Annotated in this window: 20 protein-coding genes; all 20 read left to right on the top strand. The window is 63.6% G+C overall.

Going from position 1 to position 21858, the window contains the following annotated elements; genetic code table 11:
• Window positions 1-56: 56 nt before the first annotated feature.
• The 20 genes from GGR44_RS14275 (at window position 57) to GGR44_RS14180 (ending at window position 21848) form a co-directional block, all read left to right on the top strand.
• A complete protein-coding gene (locus GGR44_RS14275; RefSeq protein WP_183956228.1) occupies window positions 57-815 on the top strand; it encodes an autoinducer binding domain-containing protein in 759 nt (252 codons plus the stop codon).
• A gap of 240 nt (window positions 816-1055) precedes the next feature.
• Window positions 1056-1418: a hypothetical protein gene (locus tag GGR44_RS14270; RefSeq protein WP_183956189.1), complete on the top strand. Its 363-nt coding sequence runs from the start codon at window positions 1056-1058 to the stop codon at window positions 1416-1418.
• Window positions 1415-2089 (top strand): transglycosylase SLT domain-containing protein, encoded by a 675-nt coding sequence (locus tag GGR44_RS14265; RefSeq protein WP_183956188.1) that lies wholly within the window; start codon window positions 1415-1417, stop codon window positions 2087-2089. Before GGR44_RS14270 ends, GGR44_RS14265 begins: the two co-directional genes overlap by 4 nt.
• Complete coding sequence (locus tag GGR44_RS14260) at window positions 2086-2427, top strand: TrbC/VirB2 family protein (protein WP_183956187.1); 342 nt, start codon at window positions 2086-2088, stop codon at window positions 2425-2427. The genes GGR44_RS14265 and GGR44_RS14260 overlap by 4 nt, the downstream gene beginning before the upstream one ends.
• A gap of 10 nt (window positions 2428-2437) precedes the next feature.
• Entirely contained in the window at window positions 2438-2773 is a 336-nt protein-coding gene (locus tag GGR44_RS14255) for a VirB3 family type IV secretion system protein (RefSeq protein ID WP_183956186.1), read from the top strand.
• Window positions 2766-5183 (top strand): VirB4 family type IV secretion/conjugal transfer ATPase, encoded by a 2418-nt coding sequence (locus GGR44_RS14250; protein WP_183956185.1) that lies wholly within the window; start codon window positions 2766-2768, stop codon window positions 5181-5183. Before GGR44_RS14255 ends, GGR44_RS14250 begins: the two co-directional genes overlap by 8 nt.
• A 4-nt stretch (window positions 5184-5187) precedes the next feature.
• Complete coding sequence (locus tag GGR44_RS14245; RefSeq protein ID WP_183956184.1) at window positions 5188-5898, top strand: TrbJ/VirB5 family protein; 711 nt, start codon at window positions 5188-5190, stop codon at window positions 5896-5898.
• Window positions 5895-6122 (top strand): EexN family lipoprotein, encoded by a 228-nt coding sequence (locus tag GGR44_RS14240; RefSeq protein WP_150412001.1) that lies wholly within the window; start codon window positions 5895-5897, stop codon window positions 6120-6122. Before GGR44_RS14245 ends, GGR44_RS14240 begins: the two co-directional genes overlap by 4 nt.
• An 18-nt stretch (window positions 6123-6140) precedes the next feature.
• The gene (locus tag GGR44_RS14235) at window positions 6141-7085 is read left to right on the top strand and encodes a TrbL/VirB6 family protein (protein WP_183956183.1); all 945 of its coding nucleotides are present in this window, start codon (window positions 6141-6143) and stop codon (window positions 7083-7085) included.
• Between the two features lie 334 nt (window positions 7086-7419).
• Window positions 7420-8109 carry a VirB8 family type IV secretion system protein gene (locus GGR44_RS14230; protein ID WP_056366893.1) on the top strand — a complete coding sequence of 230 codons (690 nt, stop codon included), beginning with the start codon at window positions 7420-7422 and terminating at the stop codon, window positions 8107-8109.
• Window positions 8106-8963 (top strand): P-type conjugative transfer protein VirB9, encoded by an 858-nt coding sequence (gene virB9 / locus GGR44_RS14225; protein ID WP_183956182.1) that lies wholly within the window; start codon window positions 8106-8108, stop codon window positions 8961-8963. The genes GGR44_RS14230 and virB9 overlap by 4 nt, the downstream gene beginning before the upstream one ends.
• Before the next feature lie 5 nt (window positions 8964-8968).
• A complete protein-coding gene (gene virB10 / locus GGR44_RS14220; RefSeq protein WP_183956181.1) occupies window positions 8969-10186 on the top strand; it encodes a type IV secretion system protein VirB10 in 1218 nt (405 codons plus the stop codon).
• A 2-nt stretch (window positions 10187-10188) separates the two neighbouring features.
• Window positions 10189-11193, top strand: a complete 1005-nt coding sequence (gene virB11, locus GGR44_RS14215; protein ID WP_183956180.1) for a P-type DNA transfer ATPase VirB11 — start codon at window positions 10189-10191, stop codon at window positions 11191-11193.
• Complete coding sequence (locus GGR44_RS14210; protein ID WP_183956179.1) at window positions 11159-13171, top strand: type IV secretory system conjugative DNA transfer family protein; 2013 nt, start codon at window positions 11159-11161, stop codon at window positions 13169-13171. Before virB11 ends, GGR44_RS14210 begins: the two co-directional genes overlap by 35 nt.
• Window positions 13152-14102 carry an LPD7 domain-containing protein gene (locus tag GGR44_RS14205; RefSeq protein WP_183956178.1) on the top strand — a complete coding sequence of 317 codons (951 nt, stop codon included), beginning with the start codon at window positions 13152-13154 and terminating at the stop codon, window positions 14100-14102. The genes GGR44_RS14210 and GGR44_RS14205 overlap by 20 nt, the downstream gene beginning before the upstream one ends.
• A gap of 253 nt (window positions 14103-14355) precedes the next feature.
• Window positions 14356-15186: a type IV toxin-antitoxin system AbiEi family antitoxin domain-containing protein gene (locus GGR44_RS14200; protein WP_183956177.1), complete on the top strand. Its 831-nt coding sequence runs from the start codon at window positions 14356-14358 to the stop codon at window positions 15184-15186.
• Window positions 15186-16019, top strand: a complete 834-nt coding sequence (locus GGR44_RS14195) for a nucleotidyl transferase AbiEii/AbiGii toxin family protein (protein WP_183956176.1) — start codon at window positions 15186-15188, stop codon at window positions 16017-16019. The genes GGR44_RS14200 and GGR44_RS14195 overlap by 1 nt, the downstream gene beginning before the upstream one ends.
• Window positions 16020-16417: 398 nt before the next feature.
• Complete coding sequence (locus tag GGR44_RS14190; RefSeq protein WP_183956175.1) at window positions 16418-17374, top strand: efflux RND transporter periplasmic adaptor subunit; 957 nt, start codon at window positions 16418-16420, stop codon at window positions 17372-17374.
• Window positions 17374-20475, top strand: coding sequence for an efflux RND transporter permease subunit (locus tag GGR44_RS14185; protein ID WP_183956174.1), 3102 nt, complete (start codon window positions 17374-17376; stop codon window positions 20473-20475). Before GGR44_RS14190 ends, GGR44_RS14185 begins: the two co-directional genes overlap by 1 nt.
• Window positions 20472-21848, top strand: coding sequence for an efflux transporter outer membrane subunit (locus GGR44_RS14180; protein ID WP_183956173.1), 1377 nt, complete (start codon window positions 20472-20474; stop codon window positions 21846-21848). Before GGR44_RS14185 ends, GGR44_RS14180 begins: the two co-directional genes overlap by 4 nt.
• Window positions 21849-21858: the final 10 nt, after the last annotated feature.

Genomic DNA, 21858 nt, shown 5'->3' with positions numbered 1-21858 from the left:
GCTTCGCCGAACGGTGACTGGACGAAACCGCTATCGAAATGCGCATCATTCGCACTATGAGCAGTCTCGAAGATGCCGGCCGCTTGGGCGATATCACCGCATTCGAAGCCGAATGCCGGCAGGCGGCGACGCTCGATCATCTCAAATCCTTGCTCGATGGTATTGTGCGCCAGTTCGGGTTCCGCTGGTTCGCATTGGTGCACAATGTCGACTTGAAGCGGACCACCCGCAAAGCCCTGCTAATAACCACCTATCCGGTGCGGTGGATCGACGAAATCATGGAGTCACGACTCTATCTTGAGGATCCGGTTCACGCCGCTTGCGTCAAAACCGTCTCCGGCCTCACCTGGGATCAAATCGGCGATTATATCGCGCCCAATGCACGCCAGCTTTCGATCCTTGAACGGGGTCGCGGACATGGACTGGCATCTGGGTTTACCATGCCGATCCGGATGCGCGATGAGCCTGACGCGATGTTTACAGTAGCGCGGCAAGGCGATGAGACGATCTCAAGTCCCGACCTTCTCTCTGCCCGATTGATTGGCACGGTTGCGTTCGACCAGGCTCGAGCCCTTCTCGGTCCCGATGAACTGGCAAACGTTCCGATAGCGCTCAGCCCGCGCCAGATCGACTGCATTGATCTGGTGGCACAGGGCAAGAGCGACTGGGAGATCGGACAGATTCTGGGTCTGAGCCGCGACACTGTCCATGAATATGTCGAAGGTGCGCGCCGGCGGTATGGCGTGCGTCGCCGGACCCAGCTCGTGCTTCGCGCTGTCCGAGACGGACATCTGAACATCGACGCGCTCGTCTAGCAGCGTCGCCCCCCACATAGCGAATTGGCGCTTCAGGTCTCTCCGACTTGAGGCTCAAGGGGTGGCTGGCGATCAACGCCGCCCTGCATTCCTGCCGTCTTGCACGACCTTGCACCTCCGCTCCCCCCTTGTGGGGGGATTGCCCGAAATTGCCGCACCGGGTTCAAAAGAGAGGTGATTTTCAACGGAGAGTGGTCGGCGCATTTTTAATGCAGCGGCGCTGAAAAGCGGAGAAATCAGATGCAGCGCCTGCGCCTTGCCCTTGCCGTTTCGATCGTGGCGATGTCCGCCGAGGCGGCTCCTGCGTCCGCCAACGATCTGGGTTGCCAGGTTTTGCTTTGCCTCTCGAACCCGGGCGGTGCGACCCAGTACCCCGCCTGCGTGCCGCCTATGGTGAAGCTCTGGGAGCATCTGGCATTGGGCGGTTCATTTCCCGGCTGCTCCGGTGGCGGCGTTGCGAACACCAAGGTCTATGATCGCGATTCCGCTTCGCGGCGCCGGGTGGTGATGACGTTCACCGACGGGCGGCAGCAATCCTATTCGCTTGCGAATATCGAAAGCTTGCCAGTGTCACCCAGCGAACACGGGACCACACCACAGTGATCCTCGAGCTCGCGACCGTTGTCGGTCTCGCGCAGCAGTGTGCGCCATCGGTTGCTGTCGAAACGCTTGTGTCGGTCGTCCACACCGAGAGTCATTTCAACCCCTATGCCATCGGCGTGAATGCGAAGGGGGTGCGTGCGCCCAATCCCGGCGATCGGGCGTCGGCTGTCGCAGCCGCGCGATCGCTGATCGCCCGCGGATACAACATCGATCTGGGTCTGGGGCAAATCAACAGCGCAAATCTTAGGTGGCTTGGCTTGTCGGTCGAGGACGCCTTCGATCCCTGCCACAATCTCGCCGCAGCCGCACGCGTGCTGGCTTCCAACTATCTGAGCGTCGCGCGCTCCAGCCCTTCTACAGAGGCGGCCATCGCGACCGCCATGTCGATGTACAACACGGGCAGTCGTTCCCGCGGGTTTGGAAATGGCTACGTCGGCCGCGTCTATGCGTCGTCGAGTGTTGTCGTGCCAGCGATCAGGCGTCGAGCGATGCCAGAACCCGCCGCTTTGCCCGCGCTAGTGACGCCGGAACCCACAGTTACGCTGCCTTCGGCGGGTGTTCGCTCGCCGCGCTTCCAAGAGGCATGGGACACCACTGCGAGGGCGCAGACGGCATCATTGATGGTCTTTGGGGGAGCATCCAACAGTTCACCGAAAGGACAAGCCGAATGACTGCCTTAGCGACCAATTCCAAGATATGGTTGACGCCGCGCCGGCGCGCTTTTGCGCAGTATCTGGCACTCTTTGTCGCGGTCATTGCGGTGTCGCTCCTGCTCACCGATCCGGCCCATGCTCAAGCGGCCGACGGCGTCACCTCGATGGCCGAGAATATCAAGACTTGGCTGACCGGCACTTTTGCGAAAACGATCGCAGTGATCGCCGTCGTCATCGTGGGTTTCATGTTCTTCACCGGGCGAGCGAGCCTGGGGCTGTTGGTCACCGTCATCGTCGGCATCTTCATCGTGTTCAGCGCGCAGTGGATCGTCGATACCATCACTGGCGGCGCGTGAGTGCGCTGGGATGGACGACGAAAAGCTTAAGGAAGAAACGCTCTTCCTGGCCGTGACCCGGCCGACAATGTGGTTGGGCGTTCCGATCGAAGCGTCGCTGCCGATCGCGCTGGCGGCTTGCCTGACGCTCATCGTCACCGGCAACCCGCTTTACGCTTTTGCGCTAGCCGGGGCCTTTCTCGCCATAGCCCGGCTGATCGTGCGGCACGACGCAAACGCCTTCCGCCTCTTGTGGCTCTGGACAACGACAAAGGCACGCTGCCGCAACAGGGGATGGTGGGGCGGTAGCTCCTACTCGCCCCTGCCGATCGATGGAGCGAAACGCCGCGGCTTTGCGCATGGCTAGCCGGGCCAGCTCGTTGGGCGGCGCTGCCGCCCGGACGCCGTGGCGGATCCTCAAGAACGAGGCCGACCCCGCGCGCTATCTCCCCTATGCGCGCCATATCGACGACAACATCATTGCGCTCGACGGGCGCGACCTCATGATGATGTTCAAGCTCGACGGCCTTGCATTCGAGACCGCCGACCCAATCCATCTCAACGACTGGCACGAAAAGCTCAACGGCACGTTGCGCAATATCGCCGACGACCGTCTGGCGATCTGGACGCATATCGTCCGCCGGCCGATCACGGACTATCCCGAAGGCGAGTTTCGCTCGGCCTTTGCGGCCGATCTCGATGCAAAATACCGCGCGCGGGTGACCGCCAAGCGGATGTTCGTGAACGAGCTCTACCTGACGCTCATCATGCGCCCGTCCGTTGGATCGGCCGACCGTACCGGCGTGCTCCTTCGACGTCTGGCATCGGCGCGCAAGGAGGGGGCCGAAGTCGACGAGGACGAGCTTGCGCGCTTCGAGGATAAGGCGCGCGACATCGAGAAGCTCCTCGCACGCTGCCGGCCCCGACGCCTGCACCTGTACGAGCACAATGGCCTGATGTTTTCGCAGCCGCTCGAGGTGCTCGAACTGGTGATGATGGGCCGCGCCGGCAGGGTGCCGCTGGTCCGCGGCCACCTCGGTTCCGCCATTTATGGGGAACGGGTGATCTTCGGCCGCGAGACAGTCGAGGTGCGGGCGCATGACACGAGCCGGTTCGTCGGCCTGTTCGGCATCCGCGAATATCCGGCGATGACGCGACCGGGCCAGATGAACGCGCTTCTCAGCCAAGATTTCGCATTCGTCGTAACGCAGTCCTTCGCGTTCATGGGCAAAGCGCGGGCCTCGGAGCGCTTGCGCCGTCGCCAGAACCAGATGGCCTCGACCGAGGATGCCGCTGCAAGCCAGGCGCTTGAGCTGGCCGACGCGGCCGACGATCTGCAGAGCAATCGGTTCGTCCTGGGCGAACATCATTTCTCGCTCGCGGTTTTCGGTGAAAATCAAAAGCGCCTGGCCGAAAATCTCTCGACCGCACGCGCCGCCCTTGCCGACGCGGGTCTGGTAGCCGCTCGGGAGGGTCCGGCGCTGGAGGCCGCCTTCTGGTCGCAGCTTCCCGGAAACTTCGCGTGGCGTGCGCGGCCAGCGGCGATCACGTCACGCAATTTTGCCGCGCTCTCGCCGTTCCACACTTTCCCTGCCGGCAAGCCCGATGGCAATCACTGGGGCGCCGCGATCGCGTTGATGAAGACCGCAGCCCAGTCTCCCTTCTATTTCAACTTCCATGTGAACGATCTTGGCCACACGCTGATCATCGGCCCGTCGGGCGGCGGCAAGACCGTCGTCCAGAATTTCCTGATGGCGCAGCTCGAGAAAACCGGCGCGCAGCAGATCTTCATCGACAAGGACCGAGGGGCCGAGATCTATGTGCGGTCATCCGGTGGCACGTATCTGGCGCTGCGCAACGGCGTGCCGACCGGGTTTGCGCCGCTCCGCGCGCTTGAGCAGACTCCAGGCAACATCGTCTTCCTCGGCAGGTTGATCCGGCATCTGGTGACCCCCTCAGGCATCCAGCTCGGCGTCACGCAGGAGCGGATGATCGACGAGGGTATCCTCTCGATCGGACGCCTTCCCCCGGAGGAGCGGTCCATTCTGGCGCTTCGTCAATTGCTCGGACAGCGCGATCCGGAAGGGATCGGCGCGCGGCTTGAGAAATGGTCGCGCGGCGGCGCACTTGGCTGGGTGTTCGACAACGACCGGGACGAGTTGACTCTCGAGGCCCGGTTCATCGGTTTCGACATGACGGATTTCCTCGACAATCCCGAGATCCGCACGCCGCTGATGATGTATATGTTCCACCGGATCGATGCCCTGCTCGATGGCCGTCGCCTCGTAATCGACATCGACGAGTTCTGGAAGGCGCTGGGCGATGATGCCTTCCGCGCCTTCGCGCAGGACGGCCTGAAGACCTACCGGAAGCAGAATGCCTTCCTGGTGTTCGGGACGCAAAGCCCGGCTGACGCTCTGCGATCGGACATCTCGCACAGCATCATGGAGCAGGTCGCCACTAAGATCCTCTTGCCCAACCCCCACGGCCGAGAGGTTGATTATATCGATGGACTCGGCCTCACCCGCGCCGAGTTCAAGCTCATCAGAAACGATCTAATCCCCGAAAGCCGGCGGTTTCTGGTCAAGCAGGGTCACGATTCCATCGTGGTGGAACTGGATCTCGGCGGCCTGTCCGACGAGCTGGCCGTGCTCTCGGGCACCACCGAAACCGTCGGAATCCTCGATCAGGTTCGCCGCGAACATGGCGACGATCCCAGTCACTGGCTGCCCGCCTTTCACGAGCGCCGCCGTGCCACCACCAGAAGGAAAGGATAAGGTCATGAAAGCATTCCGAGCGCTCGCGATTGTTAGCGGATTGGCGATTTCCGTACCGGCGTTCGCGCAGGGCATCCCGGTCTATGATTCCAGCACGTTTCTGCAGACCCTCTCGACGGTGAAGAACACCCTATCGATGATCGAACAGGGGAAGCAGCAAATTTCCCAAGCCACCGACATGTTCAACAGCGTCAACAAGCTGACGAACGTCAATCAGATTGCCTCTTCCCTGAACACCGACGCCGTTCGCCACCTCTTGCCGAGCGAGGCACGGGACATTCAGCGCCTCATGTCCTCTAACACGACGGGGCTCGGCAGCCTTGGCACGGCCGCAGACCGGATCCGCAGCAGTAACCGTGTCGAGCTTCCCGAGCTTCGCCCGGACGCCACCGCTTTCGAGCGCTCGAACCGCGATGCCATTTCTCGCAATGGCGACATGGCGGCGCGCGACGCGGCCATTGCCGAGGCAGCATATGGCGTCACCGCCCAGAGAACGACGGGTCTCGAGGAACTGCGTTCGTCGCTGGACACCGCGTCGGACGCAAAGGACGTGATGGATATCCAAGCCCGTGTCGGGGTGGAAAATGCCCATATCCAGAACGACGCGGTGCAACTCCAGGCTCTTACAATGAGGCAGCAGGCGGAGCAGCGCATTCGATCACAGCAGGAGAGCGAGCAAATCTTAGCGAGTAAACTCGGGAGCCTCCATCAATGAAGGCAACCATCTTCAAGACAATCGCGCTTTTGGTCCCGGCGTTTCTGGTGGCGTGCCAACCCCCCGCCCGCGGAAAGGATTATCTCAAAGCTCACCCGCAAGAGCTCGCGGAAGTCCTGAAGGCGTGCGCCGATGGTACGCATCGCGACGCACAGGAATGCTCGAACGCAGAGAGTGTGAAGACGCTCGATCAAAAGCTGCGCTCGCTGTCGCCGGCCCATTGACCGTGATGGAAAGATGAGATGGCCGACGGACTCTTCACCACGCTTTACACGAACATCGACGGCAAACTCGACATGTTCCTCAACGAGCGCCTGAACAATGTCATCGAGGTTGTGCGCGGTCCACTCGCGCTTGGTTTGGTCATCTACATCGCGCTGTTCGGCTACATGGTGATGCGTGGCATCGTCAGCGAGCCATGGGGCGAGCTTGTCTACCGAATGGTGAAACTGTGTTTGCTCTACATTGCGGCAACGACGGTCGCCTACACGGAGTGGGTAACAAACCCCCTGTTCCACGGCATGCCTGATGCGATTTCGCAGGCGTTGGCGGGGCATACCGTCACGAGCGTCGGCAACGTGTTCGACGACTATTTCAGCCAGTGTGACGTTATCATCGCGAGGATCGAGACCGAGGCGGCAACGTACAGCGATATCAACCCCTATAAGCTCGTTTTATACGTCCTGAGCCTCGGGCTGAAAGCGTTGGCCGGACTGTCTGCGGCGATCGGTTTCTCCATCACCGTTTTCGCGAAGGTCGCTCTCGCGATTATCATCGCGCTCGGACCCATCTTCATAGCCCTTTCACTCTTCGAGACCACGCGGAGGCTGTTTCACGGGTGGCTCGGGCAGGCCTTCAACTTCATTGTGTTGATGGCGGTGATCATAGCCATCACGGCCCTAATCACTGACCTTGGTGCGACCGCGATTACCGCATCCGAAGGTGTCGGAGACGCCGCCCTGGGTGCGGTGCTGTTCGCCGTTTATATTTTCTTGGGAACGATTTTCTTCTTTCAGGCCCCCTCCATCGCAACCGGCATTGCCGGGGGCGCATCGGCCGGCATCGGTGCCTTCGCCGGCTCTGCGTGGGGGGCCATGGCGGCACCGTTTCAGCAACGCCGCGTCGCGCGCAACAGTCGCAATCTCGAACGTGCCGCCCAGCGCGGCGGTTCGGTGAGCCGCGCATGAGGAAGGAAGACCCTTTGACGAGACCAACCACGATAGTCCGCGCGCTCCGGCGATCAGCCGTCGTCATCGCACTGATCCCGTCACTCGCCCAAGGGGCATCGGGGCCAAAGAAACTACCCGTCTGCAACGGCAAACATCTGCGCGAGGTGAACATCTACGGGAGCGTGCTGCCGGGTTCGCCGCTCCCGGCAATCGTCTCACCCCCTGCCCCGCCGCCCGTGCCGCAGATCAAACAGCCAGTTGATGCCGGCACTCCGCCCCCGCCTGTTCCCGCCCCGCTTCCCGAGAAGACGTCCGCGCGCGCGACCCCCGGCACCTTTGGGAGTTGCTGATCATGCGGAACCAGACCGAAGGCGTGCCGGCAAAAGACGCTGAACTCTATTTCGGGCATGCCCGATCCTGGGATCAGGATCGTCAGCGCAAATCGTTACGATCCGAACGCATCGCCTGGGTCGTGGCCGGTCTGGGGCTGCTTGCCGCGACCGCGGAGGGTTTCGCACTCGCGGGCCTGGCCCCGCTGAAGACGGTCATGCCGTACATTATTCGCGTCAATCAGACGACGGGCGCGGTCGATGTGCAGACCACCCTCACCCAGAAGCCGATGCGCTATGACGAAGCGGTTACGAAATTCTTCCTCGCGCAATATGTCCGGACGCGGGAAAGCTGGTTGCCCGCGGCGGCCGAGGAGAATTTCCGGGCGGTCACCATCTTGTCCGAACCAGGCGAGCAGCAGCGCTGGGGCCGATTTTTCAGCTCGAACAATGCCGCGAGCCCACAGGTCGTCTGGGGCAAGGGCGCGGTCGTCCAGGCCCGCGTGCGCAATATCGCCTTCATCAACGATCGTGTTGCTAACGTCCGCTTCACGCGGACGGTGCAGACCGACACTGACACCCAGAGCAGCGACTGGATCGCGACCGTCACCTTCCGGTACACGAATGCGCCGATGGCGGAGGGCGACCGCTATCGCAACCCATTGGGGTTCCAGGTCGAGAATTACCGCGCGGACCCCGAGGTGGTGCGATGAAGCGCGTTCTCTCCATAGCGAGTCTTCTCGCCGTCATAGCGACACCAGCCCTGGCGGAGGACACCCCGCGCGGTGGGCCGGCGGATCCGCGCGTGAAGTTCGTCGAATATCAGGAGACCCAGGTCTACCGGATCGTCGGCACATTTCGGACGGCGACCCAGGTGGTGCTCGGCGCCGATGAGACGATCGAACATGTCGCGCTCGGCGACACGGTCTCGTGGGAGGTGGCGGTTGCCGGTCATATCCTGTTTCTGAAACCCCGCGAGCGAGCGGGACCGACCAACCTCATCGTCACGACCAATCGCGGGGGCGAGCTGCGCAACTACGCCTTCGAGCTGACCGCGCGCCGGGGACCAATCGGCAGCGGCAGCCGTGACACATTCTTCCAGGTTCGGTTTCGCTATCCGCGCGATGAGGCCGATCGTGCCGCGCGCATGCGCGCCACCCAGGAGGCGCAGCGCGTCGCCGCGCTGCAGGCAAGCGCCGTTCGGGGAGCACTTGACCATGGCGTCATCGATGGACCGCGCAATCTGAACTACAAAGTCCAGGGTGCAAGCGATCTTCAGCCGTCGGAGATCTCCGACAACGGCCAGTTCACGGTCCTGCGTTTCCCCGGCAACCATGAAATCCCGGCGATCTATCTCGTGCGACCGGACGGCTCGGAGTCCTTGGTCCCATTTGATGTCCGCGACGAGTTTGTGGTCGTCCACGCCGTGGCGGCTCAACTGCGCCTGCGCCGGAACCGGGAGGTGCTGTGTATCTATAACCTCGCGCCGACACCTTACGGCGTCGATCACGGCACCAATACCGCATCGCCGCATGTCGAGCGCACCATACAAGACCCAAAGGAGTGAGTGCGATGGACGAGACTTCGGCCGAGGCCCCTCGTCGCCCGCAAGGTGATCCAACACCTGAACGCGACGAGATTATCCGCGAGCGCGGCATCGACCCGATCGGGGGAATGACAGCGGCAAAGCGGAATACCGCCCTGATTTTCGCCGGGACGGCGATGGTGCTCGGCATTTTGTGGGTGAACTCGGGACCGAGCAAGCCCGACTCGAGTTTGATGGGAAAGCCCGAGGCAATGGCCAAACGGCCGGATCTCGCGGCGCGCGAAACGGTCGCATATGATGCTGTCGCAGCGAAACCCAAGCCGCTCGGCACCGTGAGCGCCGATCCCAACGCGCCTGTCCTCAATCCTCCGCCGACCGTTGGCCCCGATGGACAGATCGTGCCGGCACTACAACCCGGAGCGCAGCCAGCGGCGGCACCGCAGAACACGCGTCAGAACCTGGCCGATCAGGCACGTCGTTCGACCTTGATCGCCTATGGCGGCCGCGACGCGCTCCAAGCTCCAGCGGGTTCTAACGGCGCTGGCTCCGATACCGGCAATGCGGGCACAGCTGGCGACGGCTCGACCGATCCGGCCGCCCGCAGCGCGCCCAATGCGCTCGATGCGCTTCGTCAGAGTTCGGCCGTTGGCGAGGCACGCGCCTCGATGCTGCCCAATCGCAACTACCTCGTCACCGCCGGCACGTTGATCCCCTGCATTCTTCAAACCGCCATGAATTCGGCACAGCCGGGTTACACGTCGTGCCTGATCCCACGCGACGTCTATTCGGAGAATGGCCGCGTCGTGCTGATGGAGAAGGGCACCAAAGTCCTCGGTGAATATCATGGCGGCATCCAACAAGGGCAGAACCGCCTGTTCGTGTTGTGGACGCGCGCCGTCACGCCGCAGGGCGTGCGCATCGACCTGGCTTCGCCGGGGTCGGATGCCCTTGGCCGCGCAGGCATCGCAGGGTCCGTGGACACCTTCTTCTGGGCGCGCTTCGGTAGCGCACTGCTACTCTCGCTGGTCGACGACGCCGCCTATATTGCAGGGCAGTCCGTCTCTGGCGGGAACAACAATTTCAACAATACGACGCGGACCCCAAGCGAGGGGGCGAGCATCGCGCTCCAGAACAGCATCAACATCCGTCCGGTGCTGAAGAAGAACCAGGGCGAGGAGGTCGGGATCTTCGTGGCCAAGGACTTCAACTTCGCAGATGTCTACAATCTCGAGTTGCGGCGCTGAGGATGAGCGATACCGCAGTCCTGCGCCATTATCTCGCACCGATCCTGCCGCTGCTGGAGCCGGTCGAGGTGACTGAGCTTGTCATCAACAAGCCCGGCGAGGTCGGCATTGAGGACCATCTGGGCTGGCATTGGCACAATGTCGCCGAGCTCGATAGCGAATGGCTCGCGACGCTCGCCGTCGCAGCCGCAAGCTTCACCCGGCAGGACGTGAATGCGGAGACGCCGATCTGCTCGACCATCTTGCCAGGGGGCGAGCGCTGTCAGATCGTCATTCCCTCGGTGACGCCAACGGGCGCGCCGTCCTTCACCGTCCGCAAGCCTTCGCGCGTAACCCTCGCGATCGACCAGCTCGCAGATTCGGGGCTGTTCACGAGCACGCGCGCCGCTGCGCAAGGCCTTGGCGAAGTCGATGCGCAGCTGATTGCGCATCGCGACGTCGGCGATTGGCCGGCTTTCTTCAAGACAGCCGTTGCCGCTCGCAAGAACATCCTGGTGAGCGGCGCGACCGGCTCGGGCAAGACCACCTTCGCCAAGGCACTGATCCAGCTGATCCCGCCGGACGAGCGGCTCCTGACGATCGAGGATACGCGCGAGCTCGTCGTCGAGCATCGCAATGTCGTCCACATGGTCTATTCGAGCGAACGTCAGGGCCTGGCGAAGGTTGGCCCCAAGCAGCTACTCGAAAGCGCGCTGCGCATGCGACCCGATCGCATCCTCCTGCAGGAGCTGCGCGACGGCACCGCCTTCTTCTACCTGCGCAACGTGAATTCGGGGCACCCGGGTTCGATCACGACGGTCCATGCCGGTTCGGCGATGGGCGCGTTCGAGCAGCTGACGCTGCTGGTTAAGGAATCCGAGGGCGGACGCGATCTGGCCCGCGACGATATCCGTGGGCTGTTGCACATGCTCGTCGACGTCGTCGTCCAGACCCGCAAGCGCGCCGGAAAATTCGAAGTCGAGGAGGTGTATTTTGATCCGGCTGTCGGACGCACGACCGCTCACTAGGGTCGCCATCGTCGCAGGGGTGCTCGCGGCAACCTTTTTGGCGTGCGCCTTGTGCGCGGCGCTGGTCGCGCTGGTCGGCCTGAATCAGATCGGCCCGCACATGGAGATCTCGGCGATACCCGCCTGGCTTTGGTATTACCGCGGCGATCCGCTGCTTCATCTGTGGCTGGAACGCGGTGCGCTGGTCAGCGGCGCAATCGCTTTCGTCATTCTGCTCGTCATCCTGAAGCGGGGGCGCACGCTCCATGGCGAGGCACGGTTCGCGCGCGAAAGCGAAATCCGGCGGGAACATTTGCGCAGCAACAGTGGGATCATCGTCGGGCAGAAAGGCGGCCGCTATCTCGTTTTCGGCGGCACCGAACATGTGTTGCTCGAAGCACCGACGCGCGCCGGCAAGGGCGTCGGCGTGGTGATCCCCAATCTTCTGAGTTGGCCAGACTCCGTGGTGGTGCTCGACGTGAAGCGCGAGAATTGGGACATCACCGCAGGTTTTCGCGCACAGCATGGTCAAGCAGTCTATCTGTTCGACCCGCTCGATCCCGAAGGGCGAAGCGCCCGCTACAATCCCTTGAGCTTCATCGACCGGCTCGACGACACCGATGTGATCAATGAACTGCAGAAAATCGGCGGCATGCTGTTTCCGGCCCCGGAAAAGGCTGATCCGTTCTGGGCAGAGGCCGCGCGGGCCGCTTTTGTCGGCGTCGGCGCTCTCGTCGCAGCCAATCCCGCCCTCCCCTTCACGATTGGCGAAATCTATCGGCGACTGACGACGGGCGACCCCAAGGTCGAACTGCCGAAGGTCGTCGAAGAGGCCCAGCGCCGCGGCCAGCGGCTGAGCCAGGCCTGCGTGTCGGCATTGAGCGACTTCACCTCCGCGTCGGACAACACCTTTTCCGGCATCAAGCAGACGATCACCTCGAAGCTCAATTTGTGGCTCAACCCTTATGTCGACGCGGCGACGTCGGAGACCGATTTCGATCTGCGTCAGGTCCGGCGCGAGCGGATATCGATCTATCTTGGGGTCTCGCCCGACAATATCGACCGCATTGCTCCGGTTTATAATCTGTTTCTACAGCAGCTGATCGATTTGAATACGCGGGAACTGCCTGAGAATGGCGGCCGCGTGCCGGTGCTCATTCTGCTCGACGAGTTCGCCCGCCTCGGCAAGGCGCCGGTTATCGCGTCAGCGTTTTCCTACGTGGCAGGCTACGGGCTTCGCCTGTTGCCAGTCATCCAGAGCCGATCCCAGCCCCGCGGTATCTATGGCGCTGACGTTACCGACGAGATCATCGCCAATTGTGGACTGGAGATCGTGTTCACGCCGAAGGAGTTGAAGGTCGCCAACGAACTCTCCGAGCGGCTTGGCTATTTCACGATGAACGTCAAATCGAAGAGCCGGACGATTCATGGCCTGCTCGCCAATCGCAGCATATCAGAATCAGACCAGCGCCGTGCCCTGATGATGCCGCAGGAACTGATGCAGATGCCCAAGGGCGAGCTTCTGCTGATGCGCGGCGGTATTCCGCCCGTCAGGGGTCGCAAGATCGAGTATTTCCGATCGAAGCGCTTCACGAGCCGGATCAGTGACCCGCCCAAGGTCGCGCCCCGTCCGATCGCGACCAACACAGTGTCGGCCACCGCCAAATTGGCAAGCGAGGCGAGCAGCAGTGATCCTTTAGCGCATGCCCTTAGCACGAAGAGAGCTGCTCTGTTGAACGACGGCCAAGCAGCCGCGCCGGTAGAGCGGACGGAACCTGTCATGCGCGCGCTCACCGGTGACGAACTGTCGGGTTTTGCCGAAATCACCGATGACATGTTGGTGCTCGGCGACATGGTGGAGCTACCACCGCCCGGCGACGAACAGGCCGCTATCGCCTTTGTCACGGCGATGACAGCCCGGGCCGTTCTCGAGCCCGTGGGTGCCGGTGTCCAATCTCCAGAATTTGCGACCGAGAGGCATGACCATGGCAGAGAATGATTCCAAGCAACCCGGTACGGCGCGGACGAGTGCCAACAGCGTTGGCCTCGACGACGCCAAACGGCGCAAGGCGGCTGCGCCAGAAAAGTCCTCGCCCGGGGGACCAAAGGACGGGCCCACCGAAGCACCTGATCATGTCGGCGCTGTCGGTGCGTCACGAAGTGCGCCCAAGGTGCATTCCCTCGAGGCGGGCGACGTGCCGGAGAGCGTGCGGAAGCGCTATTATGCCGACAAGGCGAAATGGTCGGGCGAACCCGCCTTTTTCACGACGGCGCAAGCGAAGGAGCCCGCGTTTCGCGATCAGGGGCGGCGCCTGGTCACATCAACGGAGAGTCAGGAGGTCGTCAAGGATCTGGTGGCGATCGCACAACACCGCAATTGGGATCGGATTCACATCACGGGATCGGAAGAATTTCGGCGATCGGTTTGGATCGAGGCCAGTCAAAAAGGCCTCGAGGTACGTGGCTACAAGCCCAACGATCGCGATCTCCAGGAACTCGACCGGCTGCGCGGGGAGACGAGCCGCAATACGATTGCGCCCATGGCAGCCCGTGACCTCGATGCTGTCCGTGGGTCATCCGGGATGAGCCGACAGAGCGGCGGCAATGGTTTGGAACGGTCGGATCCCCGGCGCGGCGATCGTGGCAACACGCCGAACGATCGCGCGGCGGATAGCCAGATGCGCGTGATGGAAGCGGTGATCCGACGGACGTTGTTCGACAATCCCGAGGCGGTTGCGCGGGTGATGACAGTCGCCCGCGCGCAGCTCGATGCGCATATCGCGGCGGGACGCAATATCCGACCGGCGATGGTCAAGGACGCCTCCCCCAGCGTCAGGCAGGATGTGGTCCGCAGCCGTGACCCAGCTACGCCCCCCATCCCTCGTCCCGGTCGCGAGCCCAAGCCTCAGGAACGCAGCCGCTCTCGGTGATCGGGAATCGGGTCCTTTGGGCCGCAATCGCCACTGCGCAGATGGGTAAGCCGATCGCTCCTGGTTTAAGAACCGCCACCTTTGTTCGGCTTTGCCGAACATTTATCGTGATTGATAAGCCATAAGCGGTGCAACTCGAGTATGCCTGATATATACTATGCGCGCGAACCGTCCCGCAAAGCGCAACAGTCTTGCCATATAATATAATTACCGTTATATCGAACGCGCCGCACATCGCTCACAGAGGCTCAAATTGCGCGAAGGATATAATCTCAAGACGCTTGGACCTCGGGCCGCCCAGCTGATCGTCGAACTCAACGAACGCCGTCAGCCGATCTTCTCGCTCGCCGACGTCAGCGAGATCACAGGTCTGAGCCCGTCATCGGCACGCAGCCTCGTTGCGAACACCGAAGCGCGCGGCATCGTCACGCGCCTCAAGCCCGGCCTCTATAACCTGGTGCCCTTCGAGCGGGGCCGCGACACCGAGCATGTGAGCGATCCCTATCTCATCGCGAGGACTCTGGTTGGCGACGCGCCCTACTTCATCTCCCACGGCAGCGCCCTCGAACTGCACCGCATGGTCACCCAACCGCAGTTGGCCATCATCGTCTCCTGCGCCAAACGGCTGCGCCCGCAGCACATCCACGGGTATGAGTTCCGCTTCGTCGACGTCAAACCAAAGGATTTCTTCGGCCTGACCGAGATCTGGATCACACCCGAAGAGCAAGTCCGGATCAGCGATCCCGAGCGGACCATCATCGATGGTCTGGACCATCCGCAATATGTCGGTGGCGTCACGGAGGTCGCCAAGGGGCTCTGGATGAAGCGCGATACGCTGCGGGTCGAACTGATGATCGACTACGCGCTTCGCCTCGGCGTTGGCGCGGTGATCCGCCGCCTGGGCTATCTGCTGGAATTGTACGGGCTGGCCGACGCAGCGGCATTGGAGCCGCTGCGCGCGCGGCTGACCCCGACCTATCAGCGTCTCGATCCGTTGTTTCCCAATGAGGGCCGGATGCTGGCCCGATGGCGCATCCGGCTCAACGTCGAGCCCGACGAACTCGATATAATCCGGAGCAGTTGATGATTCCCCAGCGCGATCTCTCCCGTATCGCCAACGGCCTTCTCAAGCCGCGCGGCCGCCGCGTGCCCGAGGCGGTGATCGAACGCGACTATTGCCTGGCCTGGTTTCTGACCGGTCTCGCACAGCATCCTTTGCGCGAATTTCTCGCCTTTAAGGGCGGGACGGCATTGCGCCGCTGCTGGTTCGAGAATTACCGCTTCTCCGAGGATCTCGATTTTTCGCTGATCAAGCCGATCGAACTGGACGCGATCCTCTCCGGCCTGAATGAGATCTTTGCTATCGTCGAGGCGGCTTCGGGAATCAACATGGCCTATGATCGGCCCGACCGCCATGGCCATCAGAACACCCACACCTTCTATCTGAGCTACAAAGGCCCGCTACCCGCGCGCAACGACGTGAAAGTCGATATCACGATCAATGAGGTGTTCTGCTTTCCGCTGGCCGAGCGTCCGATCCTGCGGACATTCGAGGAATTTTCCGACCTGCCGGAGGGCCCCACCATCCTGGCCTACAGCCTGGCGGAGATATTCATCGAGAAGCTGGCGGCGCTATCGGACAAGGCGCGCACCGAGCCGCGTGATCTTTACGACCTTTGGAATCTGCTCGAGGAGCGGGACATCCGACCAGCGGAATATTTCGCCGAATTCACCCAGAAGCTCGCTCTGCGGGAGCGCACACCCAATTGCGTGACCGCCGCGATCGCCGCCAAACAGAAGCGTCTGAGCACCCTCTGGACAGGAAGGTTGCAACAGCAAATGAGCGATCTGCCGCCCTTCGAAGGGGTGTTTCGCGATGTTATGCGCGCGCTGCGCGAAGCCGATCTCCCGGAATAGGATTGAAAGTCCTGCTACCTGCGCCCGTCCCTCGAGATTGTGCACTGGCGATTCTGAATATTGACGTGTGCCCAACGACAACGGACCGATGATGGGACAAACCGGCCGTTCGCGGCGGTTCAGTCTTTCGGCAGCTTCCGACCCAAAGGTGGTCATAGGCGAGGCACGTTTCCGATATCGGGAGCGGATATTCTGAATCGGGGTTCTGACACACGCAAACCCTTGGACAACCGTGGGAGGTTCTGTGGTGTGACAACCGACCGATTGTGACACCAGCTTATCGCTTCCTGCCGAACATTGGGATTTTGTATAGTTGCCCCAAGCTGCCGCCAACATGAGGCTGCTAACGTCATGGCATGACGCATATCCGATGCCTTCCAATCGCCACTTTGCCTCTGTTGGCAGTCCTGACGGGCTGCAGCAGTGATCCCGCTCCGCCCCCGGCTCCCCCCGCCAAAGCGGAGGCGGTCGCTCACGAAAGCGATCTGCTGAAGATCACCCTCACGACGCAAGCGCAACAGCGTCTCGGCATCCGAACGGTAAGGATTGGCGATGGTTCGGTCGCGCAAATCCGCGAGACGAGCGGCGAGGTCGTTGTCCCGGCAACCGGCGGGGCGGGTGTGCCAACGGGATCGACGAGCAACCTTGCTCAAATCGGGGTCAGTCAGGTTGCGGCCGAAGGCGAGGTCGCGCGGGCGCAAGCGCAAGTGCGGCTCGCCGTCATCGCCTATAACCGCGCCGACGCCTTGGTGCGCGAAGAAGCGGGCAGCGTGCGAGGACGCGACGAAGCCGCAGCGGCACTTGCCACCGCGCGTGCGGCACTGGATGCGGCACGCGCGCAACGCGCGCTGCTCGGTCCCTCGATCGCGTCGATGAGCAATCTTTCGACGCTGTGGGTGCGGGTGCCGGTGTTCGGCACCGACGTGAGCGCCATCGAACGCGGTCGCACGGCTACGATTCGCCCCCTCGGCGACGATCGCGCCGCTCCGCGCGCTGCGCGCCCGGTCCAAGCCCCGCCCTCGGCCAATGCGGTGACGGGCACCGTCGATCTGTTCTTCGCGCTCGATAATCGCGACCGTGCCTACCGCGTCGGCCAGCGCGTCTCCGTAGCGTTGCCGCTTGGCGGGAAGACGGATGGGCTGTCGGTCCCGACCGCGGCGATCGTCCGCGACATTTATGGCGGCGAATGGGTGTACCGGAAGACTGGACCCGACACCTATGTTCGCCAGCGGATCGAGGTCGCGAGCGTCGCGGATAGCCGTGCGCTGTTGTCGCGCGGCCTGGAGCGCGGTGCCGAAGTCGTGACGGACGGGGCGGCCGAGCTGTTCGGGACCGAGTTCGGGACGCCGCACTGATGCTTGCCTGGCTGGTCCGTGCCGCGCTGACCCAGCGCGTCCTCGTTCTCGCGCTCGCCGCGCTGCTGGTCGTTCTCGGACTGCGCGCGACCGGCGATGTGCCGCTCGACGTATTTCCCGAGTTCGCGCCGCCGATGGTGGAGATTCAAACCGAAGCTCCGGGTCTCTCCACCGAGGAAGTGGAAAGCCTGATTACCGTGCCGATCGAGACGGCGGTCAACGGCGTCCCCGATCTGATGACGCTGCGCTCCAAGTCGGTGCTCGGTCTATCGTCGGTATCGATCCTGTTCGCGTCCGGCACCGACGTGATCCGCGCGCGCCAGCTCGTGCAGGAACGGGTGACGCAGGTGCAGGCACGGTTGCCCACCGCCGCGCGTCCCCCAATGATGCTCCCGCCGCTGTCGTCGACCAGTCGGGCGATGAAGATCGGCATATCGTCGGCAAAGCTCGATCAGATGCAACTCTCCGAGCTGGCGCGCTGGACGATCCGGCCGCGCCTGATGGCGGTGCCAGGCGTCGCCAACGTCGCGATCTGGGGTCTCCGCGACCGCCAATTGCAGGTTCTGGTCGATCCCGACCGACTGCGCGCTGCTGGCGTGACGCTCGCCGAACTGCGCGCTGCGGCCGGCGACGCGGTTTTGGTCGGCGGGGGCGGCTTCGTCGATACGGCAACGCAGCGCCTCGCCGTGCAACAGACGAGCGCGATCCAGTCCTCGGCCGATCTCGCCCAGGCGGTCATCAAGCAAAGCGGGGAAGCATCGGTCCGCATCGGCGACGTCGCCCGCGTGGTCGACGGCTTCGCCGCGCCGATCGGCAATGCGATCATCGACGACGGCCCCGGCCTGATGCTGATCGTCGAGAAGCAACCGACCGGCAACACCCTCCAGCTTACCCGTGACGTGGAGGCCGCGATCGGTGAGCTTAAGCCGGGCCTGCGCGACGTGAAGGTCGATACGACGATCTTCCGCCCCGCGACCTTCATCGAGCGCTCGATCGACAATTTGACGCGCGCGCTTGCGATCGGCTGCCTGCTGGTCGCCGTCGTGCTGTTCGTCTTCACCCGCGATTGGCGACAGGCAACGATCAGCCTGGTCGCGATTCCGCTGTCGCTGCTCGGCGCGGGCCTGGTGCTGCTATGGAGTGGCGCGACGATCAACACGATGGTGATCGCCGGGCTGGTGATCGCGCTGGGCGAAGTGGTCGATGACGCGATCATCGACGTCGAAAACATCGCGCGCCGGCTGCGGCTCAACCGCGAGGCAGGCAATCCGCGCTCCAACTTCGATGTCGTGCTGTCCGCCTCGCTGGAAGTGCGATCGGCGGTGGTGTTCGCGTCGCTGATCGTGATGCTGGTGTTCCTGCCGATCTTCTTCCTGGGCGGGGTGGCGGGCACGTTCTTCCAACCGCTCGCCATCGCCTATGTGCTGGCGATCGCAGCGTCGTTACTGGTCGCGCTGGTGGTGACACCGGCGATGTGCCTGTTCCTGCTGCCGAACGCGCCCCTCAAGGCAGAGCGTGACACGCGGTTCGTCGGGGCGCTCAAGCGCAGCTACGCCGGGGTACTGCCCCGCATGGTGGCGCGACCGGCGCTGGCGATGGGGATCGTCGCGGGCGGCCTGCTGCTGGCAGGCGTCGGCTACGCCGGGTTCAAGGACCAATTCCTGCCCGATTTCCGCGAAACCGACTTCCTGATGCACTTCGTCGAGAAGCCCGGCACGTCGATCGAGGCGATGGACCGCATCACGATCCGTGCCTCCAAGGAACTGCGCACGATCCCCGGCGTGCGCAACTTCGGCGCGCATATCGGCCGTGCGGAAGCCGCGGACGAGGTGGTCGGCCCGAACTTCACCGAGCTATGGATCAGCCTGGACGAGAATGTCGACTACGACGCCAGCGTCGCGCGGATCAAGGAAGTGATCGACGGCTATCCCGGCCTCTACCGCGACGTACTCACCTATCTGCGCGAGCGGATCAAGGAAGTGCTGAGCGGCGCGGGCGCGACCGTCGTCGTCCGCATCTTCGGCCCCGATCAGGTCGAGCTTCGCGCTACGGCTGAGCGGGTGCGAGCCAAGGTGGCGGCGATCGGCGGGGTTGCCGATCTCAAGGTCGAGCAACAGGTGCTGGTGCCGCAAATTAAGGTCCGTCCCCGGCCCGCCGATCTTGCCACGGTGGGCCTCACCGCAGGCGAAGTACGGCGACAGGCGCAAACCTTGGTTGCCGGGCAGAAGGTCGGTGAAATCTACCGCGACCAGAAGGCGTTCGACGTGGCGCTGTGGGGCGAACCCAAGGTGCGCGGCGATGTCCATGCGCTTGCCGACATGATGATCCAGACGCCTGCGGGCGCGCCGGTGCGGTTGCGCGATGTGGCCGATATCCGCATCATGCCTGCCCCGAACGAGATCAAGCGCGAAAACGGTCAGCGTCGGATCGACGTGACGTTGAACGTCGCGGGCGCGGACCTCGGCACGGTCGCGCGCGCCGTCGAGGCAGCGGTGGGACAAGTGCCGTTCGCGACAGGCTATCACCCGCAAGTCCTGGGGGAATATGCGGCGCTGCGTGACTCGCGGCAGCGGCTCTGGACGACGGGGTTGCTGTGCCTGCTGGGCGTCCTGCTACTCGTATGGCTGGAGTTTCGATCGGCACGGATCACCGTGCTGGTCGCGACCAGCCTGCCGTTCGCGCTGGTAGGTGGGGTGGTCGGCGTGGCGCTCACGGGCGGGGTGCTGTCGCTCGGCTCACTGGTCGGGTTCGTGACGGTCATCGGCATTTCGGCGCGCAACGGCATCATGCTGCTGTCGCACTACGATCATCTCCGCCGGTTCGAGGGCGAGGACTTCGGCCCGCGCTTGATTCTGCGCGGCGCGGAGGAGCGGTTGGTGCCGATCCTGATGACCGCAGCGTGCGCCGGCCTTGCGCTGCTGCCGCTGATCGTCGCCGGCAACGCGCCGGGCCATGAAATCGAGCATCCGATGGCGATCGTCATCCTGGGCGGACTTGTCTCCTCGACCGTGCTCAACCTGTTCTTGATGCCCGCGCTCTACGCGCGCTTCGGCCGGGAAAAGCCCGCGCCCGATGCCCCGCTCGCCGGAGTTCCCGCATGATCCGCCGGTTTGCTCCGATTGTCGCGCTCGCGGTCGCGGGGTGCATGACCGCGCCTCTGCCCCCGCCGACGATCGCACCCGCGTCCGCCACAGGTGCTTTCGCAAACCTTCCGACCGCGGCGATCGGCCCGGTCCCGAATGACTGGTGGCGGCTGTACGACGATCCGGCGCTTGATCGACTGGTCCAGGCAAGCCTCGCCGCCAATGCCGATCTGCGCGTCGCCTATGCCAATCTCGACGGCGCGCGCGCGGCACTGCGGCAGGCGCGCGCCGCGCGGCTGCCGCAAACCACGATCGAAAGCGCGGGCACGATCGACAACAGCGCGACGCAGCCAAGCGCGTCATCGAACGTGCCGACCACCGACTACGATCTCGCCCTGACCGCAAGTTGGGACATCGACCTGTTCGGCCGCCTGCGCTCGGGCGCGCTGGCGGCAGGGGCCGATGCGGACGCGCAGGCAGCAGTGCTGGACTCCCTGCGAGTCGCGGTCGTGGCGGATACGGTGCTCGCCTATGTCGATCTGTGCGGTGCGACCCGTGCGGCGAATGTCTCGCGCGAGATAGTCGCGGTTCAGGAACGCTCGGTTGGCGTGGTACGCGACCAGCTTGCCGCTGGCGAAGTCTCGCCGCTCGAAGTCTCTCAGGCCGCCAGCCTGCTGGAATCCACCCGCGCCACGCTGGCCCCATTCGAGGCGGCGCGCGCGAATGCCCTGTACCGGATCGCAACCTTGCAGGGCCGCCCCCCCGCTGAAGCGCGCGGGTTCAACATCGTCTGCAATGCGCCCCCGAAGCTCCGCGCGGAAGTGCCCGTCGGCGATGGCCAGGCATTGCTCCTTCGACGGCCCGATATCCGTGAAGCGGAGCGCCGCCTTGCCGCGGCCGCGGCGCGGATCGGGGTCGCCCGTGCCGATCTCTACCCGCGCGTGAACCTGGGCGGTGCGGTCGGGCTGCTGACGGGTGGCTTCGTCGCGACCGCTTCGCCGCTGATAAGCTGGGCCTTCCCCAATCAGGCCCCGGCGCGCGCACGACTGGAACAGGCCCGCGCGACCGAGCGTGCGGCGCTCGCCGGTTGGGATGTGGCGGTATTGCGGGCGCTGCGCGAAGTCGAAACAGCGCTCGCCGCCTATGATGGCGAGGTGCGCCGTAATCGTGCGCTCGATGCCGCGCGCGTCCAATCCGCGCTCTACGCGCGCCGTGCAGCCGCTCGTGTTCGGCTTGGAGATGCCACCTCCCTGATCCAGTTCGATGCCGAGCGCGCGCGGGCGCAAGCGGCGCTCGCCCAGGCACAGTCCGATCTCACCGTGGCGCAATCCCAGGTCGCGCTATTCCGGGCGCTGGGTGGGGGATGGCAGACGCACGGTCCGGCGGGCTAGAAGGGCAGCC

The organism is Sphingobium fontiphilum, from assembly GCF_014196635.1.
Taxonomy (GTDB): Bacteria; Pseudomonadota; Alphaproteobacteria; order Sphingomonadales; family Sphingomonadaceae; genus Sphingobium; species Sphingobium fontiphilum.
Note: the sequence above shows the minus strand (reverse complement) of the source record. Positions and strands in the feature narration are given on the sequence as shown.

Coding starts and splice junctions, on each gene's coding strand:
- GGR44_RS14275 (WP_183956228.1), top strand. CDS start 57: ATGAGCAGTCTCGAAGATGCCGGCCGCTTGGGCGATATCACCGCATTC.
- GGR44_RS14270 (WP_183956189.1), top strand. CDS start 1,056: ATGCAGCGCCTGCGCCTTGCCCTTGCCGTTTCGATCGTGGCGATGTCC.
- GGR44_RS14260 (WP_183956187.1), top strand. CDS start 2,086: ATGACTGCCTTAGCGACCAATTCCAAGATATGGTTGACGCCGCGCCGG.
- GGR44_RS14255 (WP_183956186.1), top strand. CDS start 2,438: ATGGACGACGAAAAGCTTAAGGAAGAAACGCTCTTCCTGGCCGTGACC.
- GGR44_RS14250 (WP_183956185.1), top strand. CDS start 2,766: ATGGCTAGCCGGGCCAGCTCGTTGGGCGGCGCTGCCGCCCGGACGCCG.
- GGR44_RS14245 (WP_183956184.1), top strand. CDS start 5,188: ATGAAAGCATTCCGAGCGCTCGCGATTGTTAGCGGATTGGCGATTTCC.
- GGR44_RS14240 (WP_150412001.1), top strand. CDS start 5,895: ATGAAGGCAACCATCTTCAAGACAATCGCGCTTTTGGTCCCGGCGTTT.
- GGR44_RS14235 (WP_183956183.1), top strand. CDS start 6,141: ATGGCCGACGGACTCTTCACCACGCTTTACACGAACATCGACGGCAAA.
- GGR44_RS14230 (WP_056366893.1), top strand. CDS start 7,420: ATGCGGAACCAGACCGAAGGCGTGCCGGCAAAAGACGCTGAACTCTAT.
- virB9 (WP_183956182.1), top strand. CDS start 8,106: ATGAAGCGCGTTCTCTCCATAGCGAGTCTTCTCGCCGTCATAGCGACA.
- virB10 (WP_183956181.1), top strand. CDS start 8,969: ATGGACGAGACTTCGGCCGAGGCCCCTCGTCGCCCGCAAGGTGATCCA.
- virB11 (WP_183956180.1), top strand. CDS start 10,189: ATGAGCGATACCGCAGTCCTGCGCCATTATCTCGCACCGATCCTGCCG.
- GGR44_RS14205 (WP_183956178.1), top strand. CDS start 13,152: ATGACCATGGCAGAGAATGATTCCAAGCAACCCGGTACGGCGCGGACG.
- GGR44_RS14195 (WP_183956176.1), top strand. CDS start 15,186: ATGATTCCCCAGCGCGATCTCTCCCGTATCGCCAACGGCCTTCTCAAG.
- GGR44_RS14185 (WP_183956174.1), top strand. CDS start 17,374: ATGCTTGCCTGGCTGGTCCGTGCCGCGCTGACCCAGCGCGTCCTCGTT.
- GGR44_RS14180 (WP_183956173.1), top strand. CDS start 20,472: ATGATCCGCCGGTTTGCTCCGATTGTCGCGCTCGCGGTCGCGGGGTGC.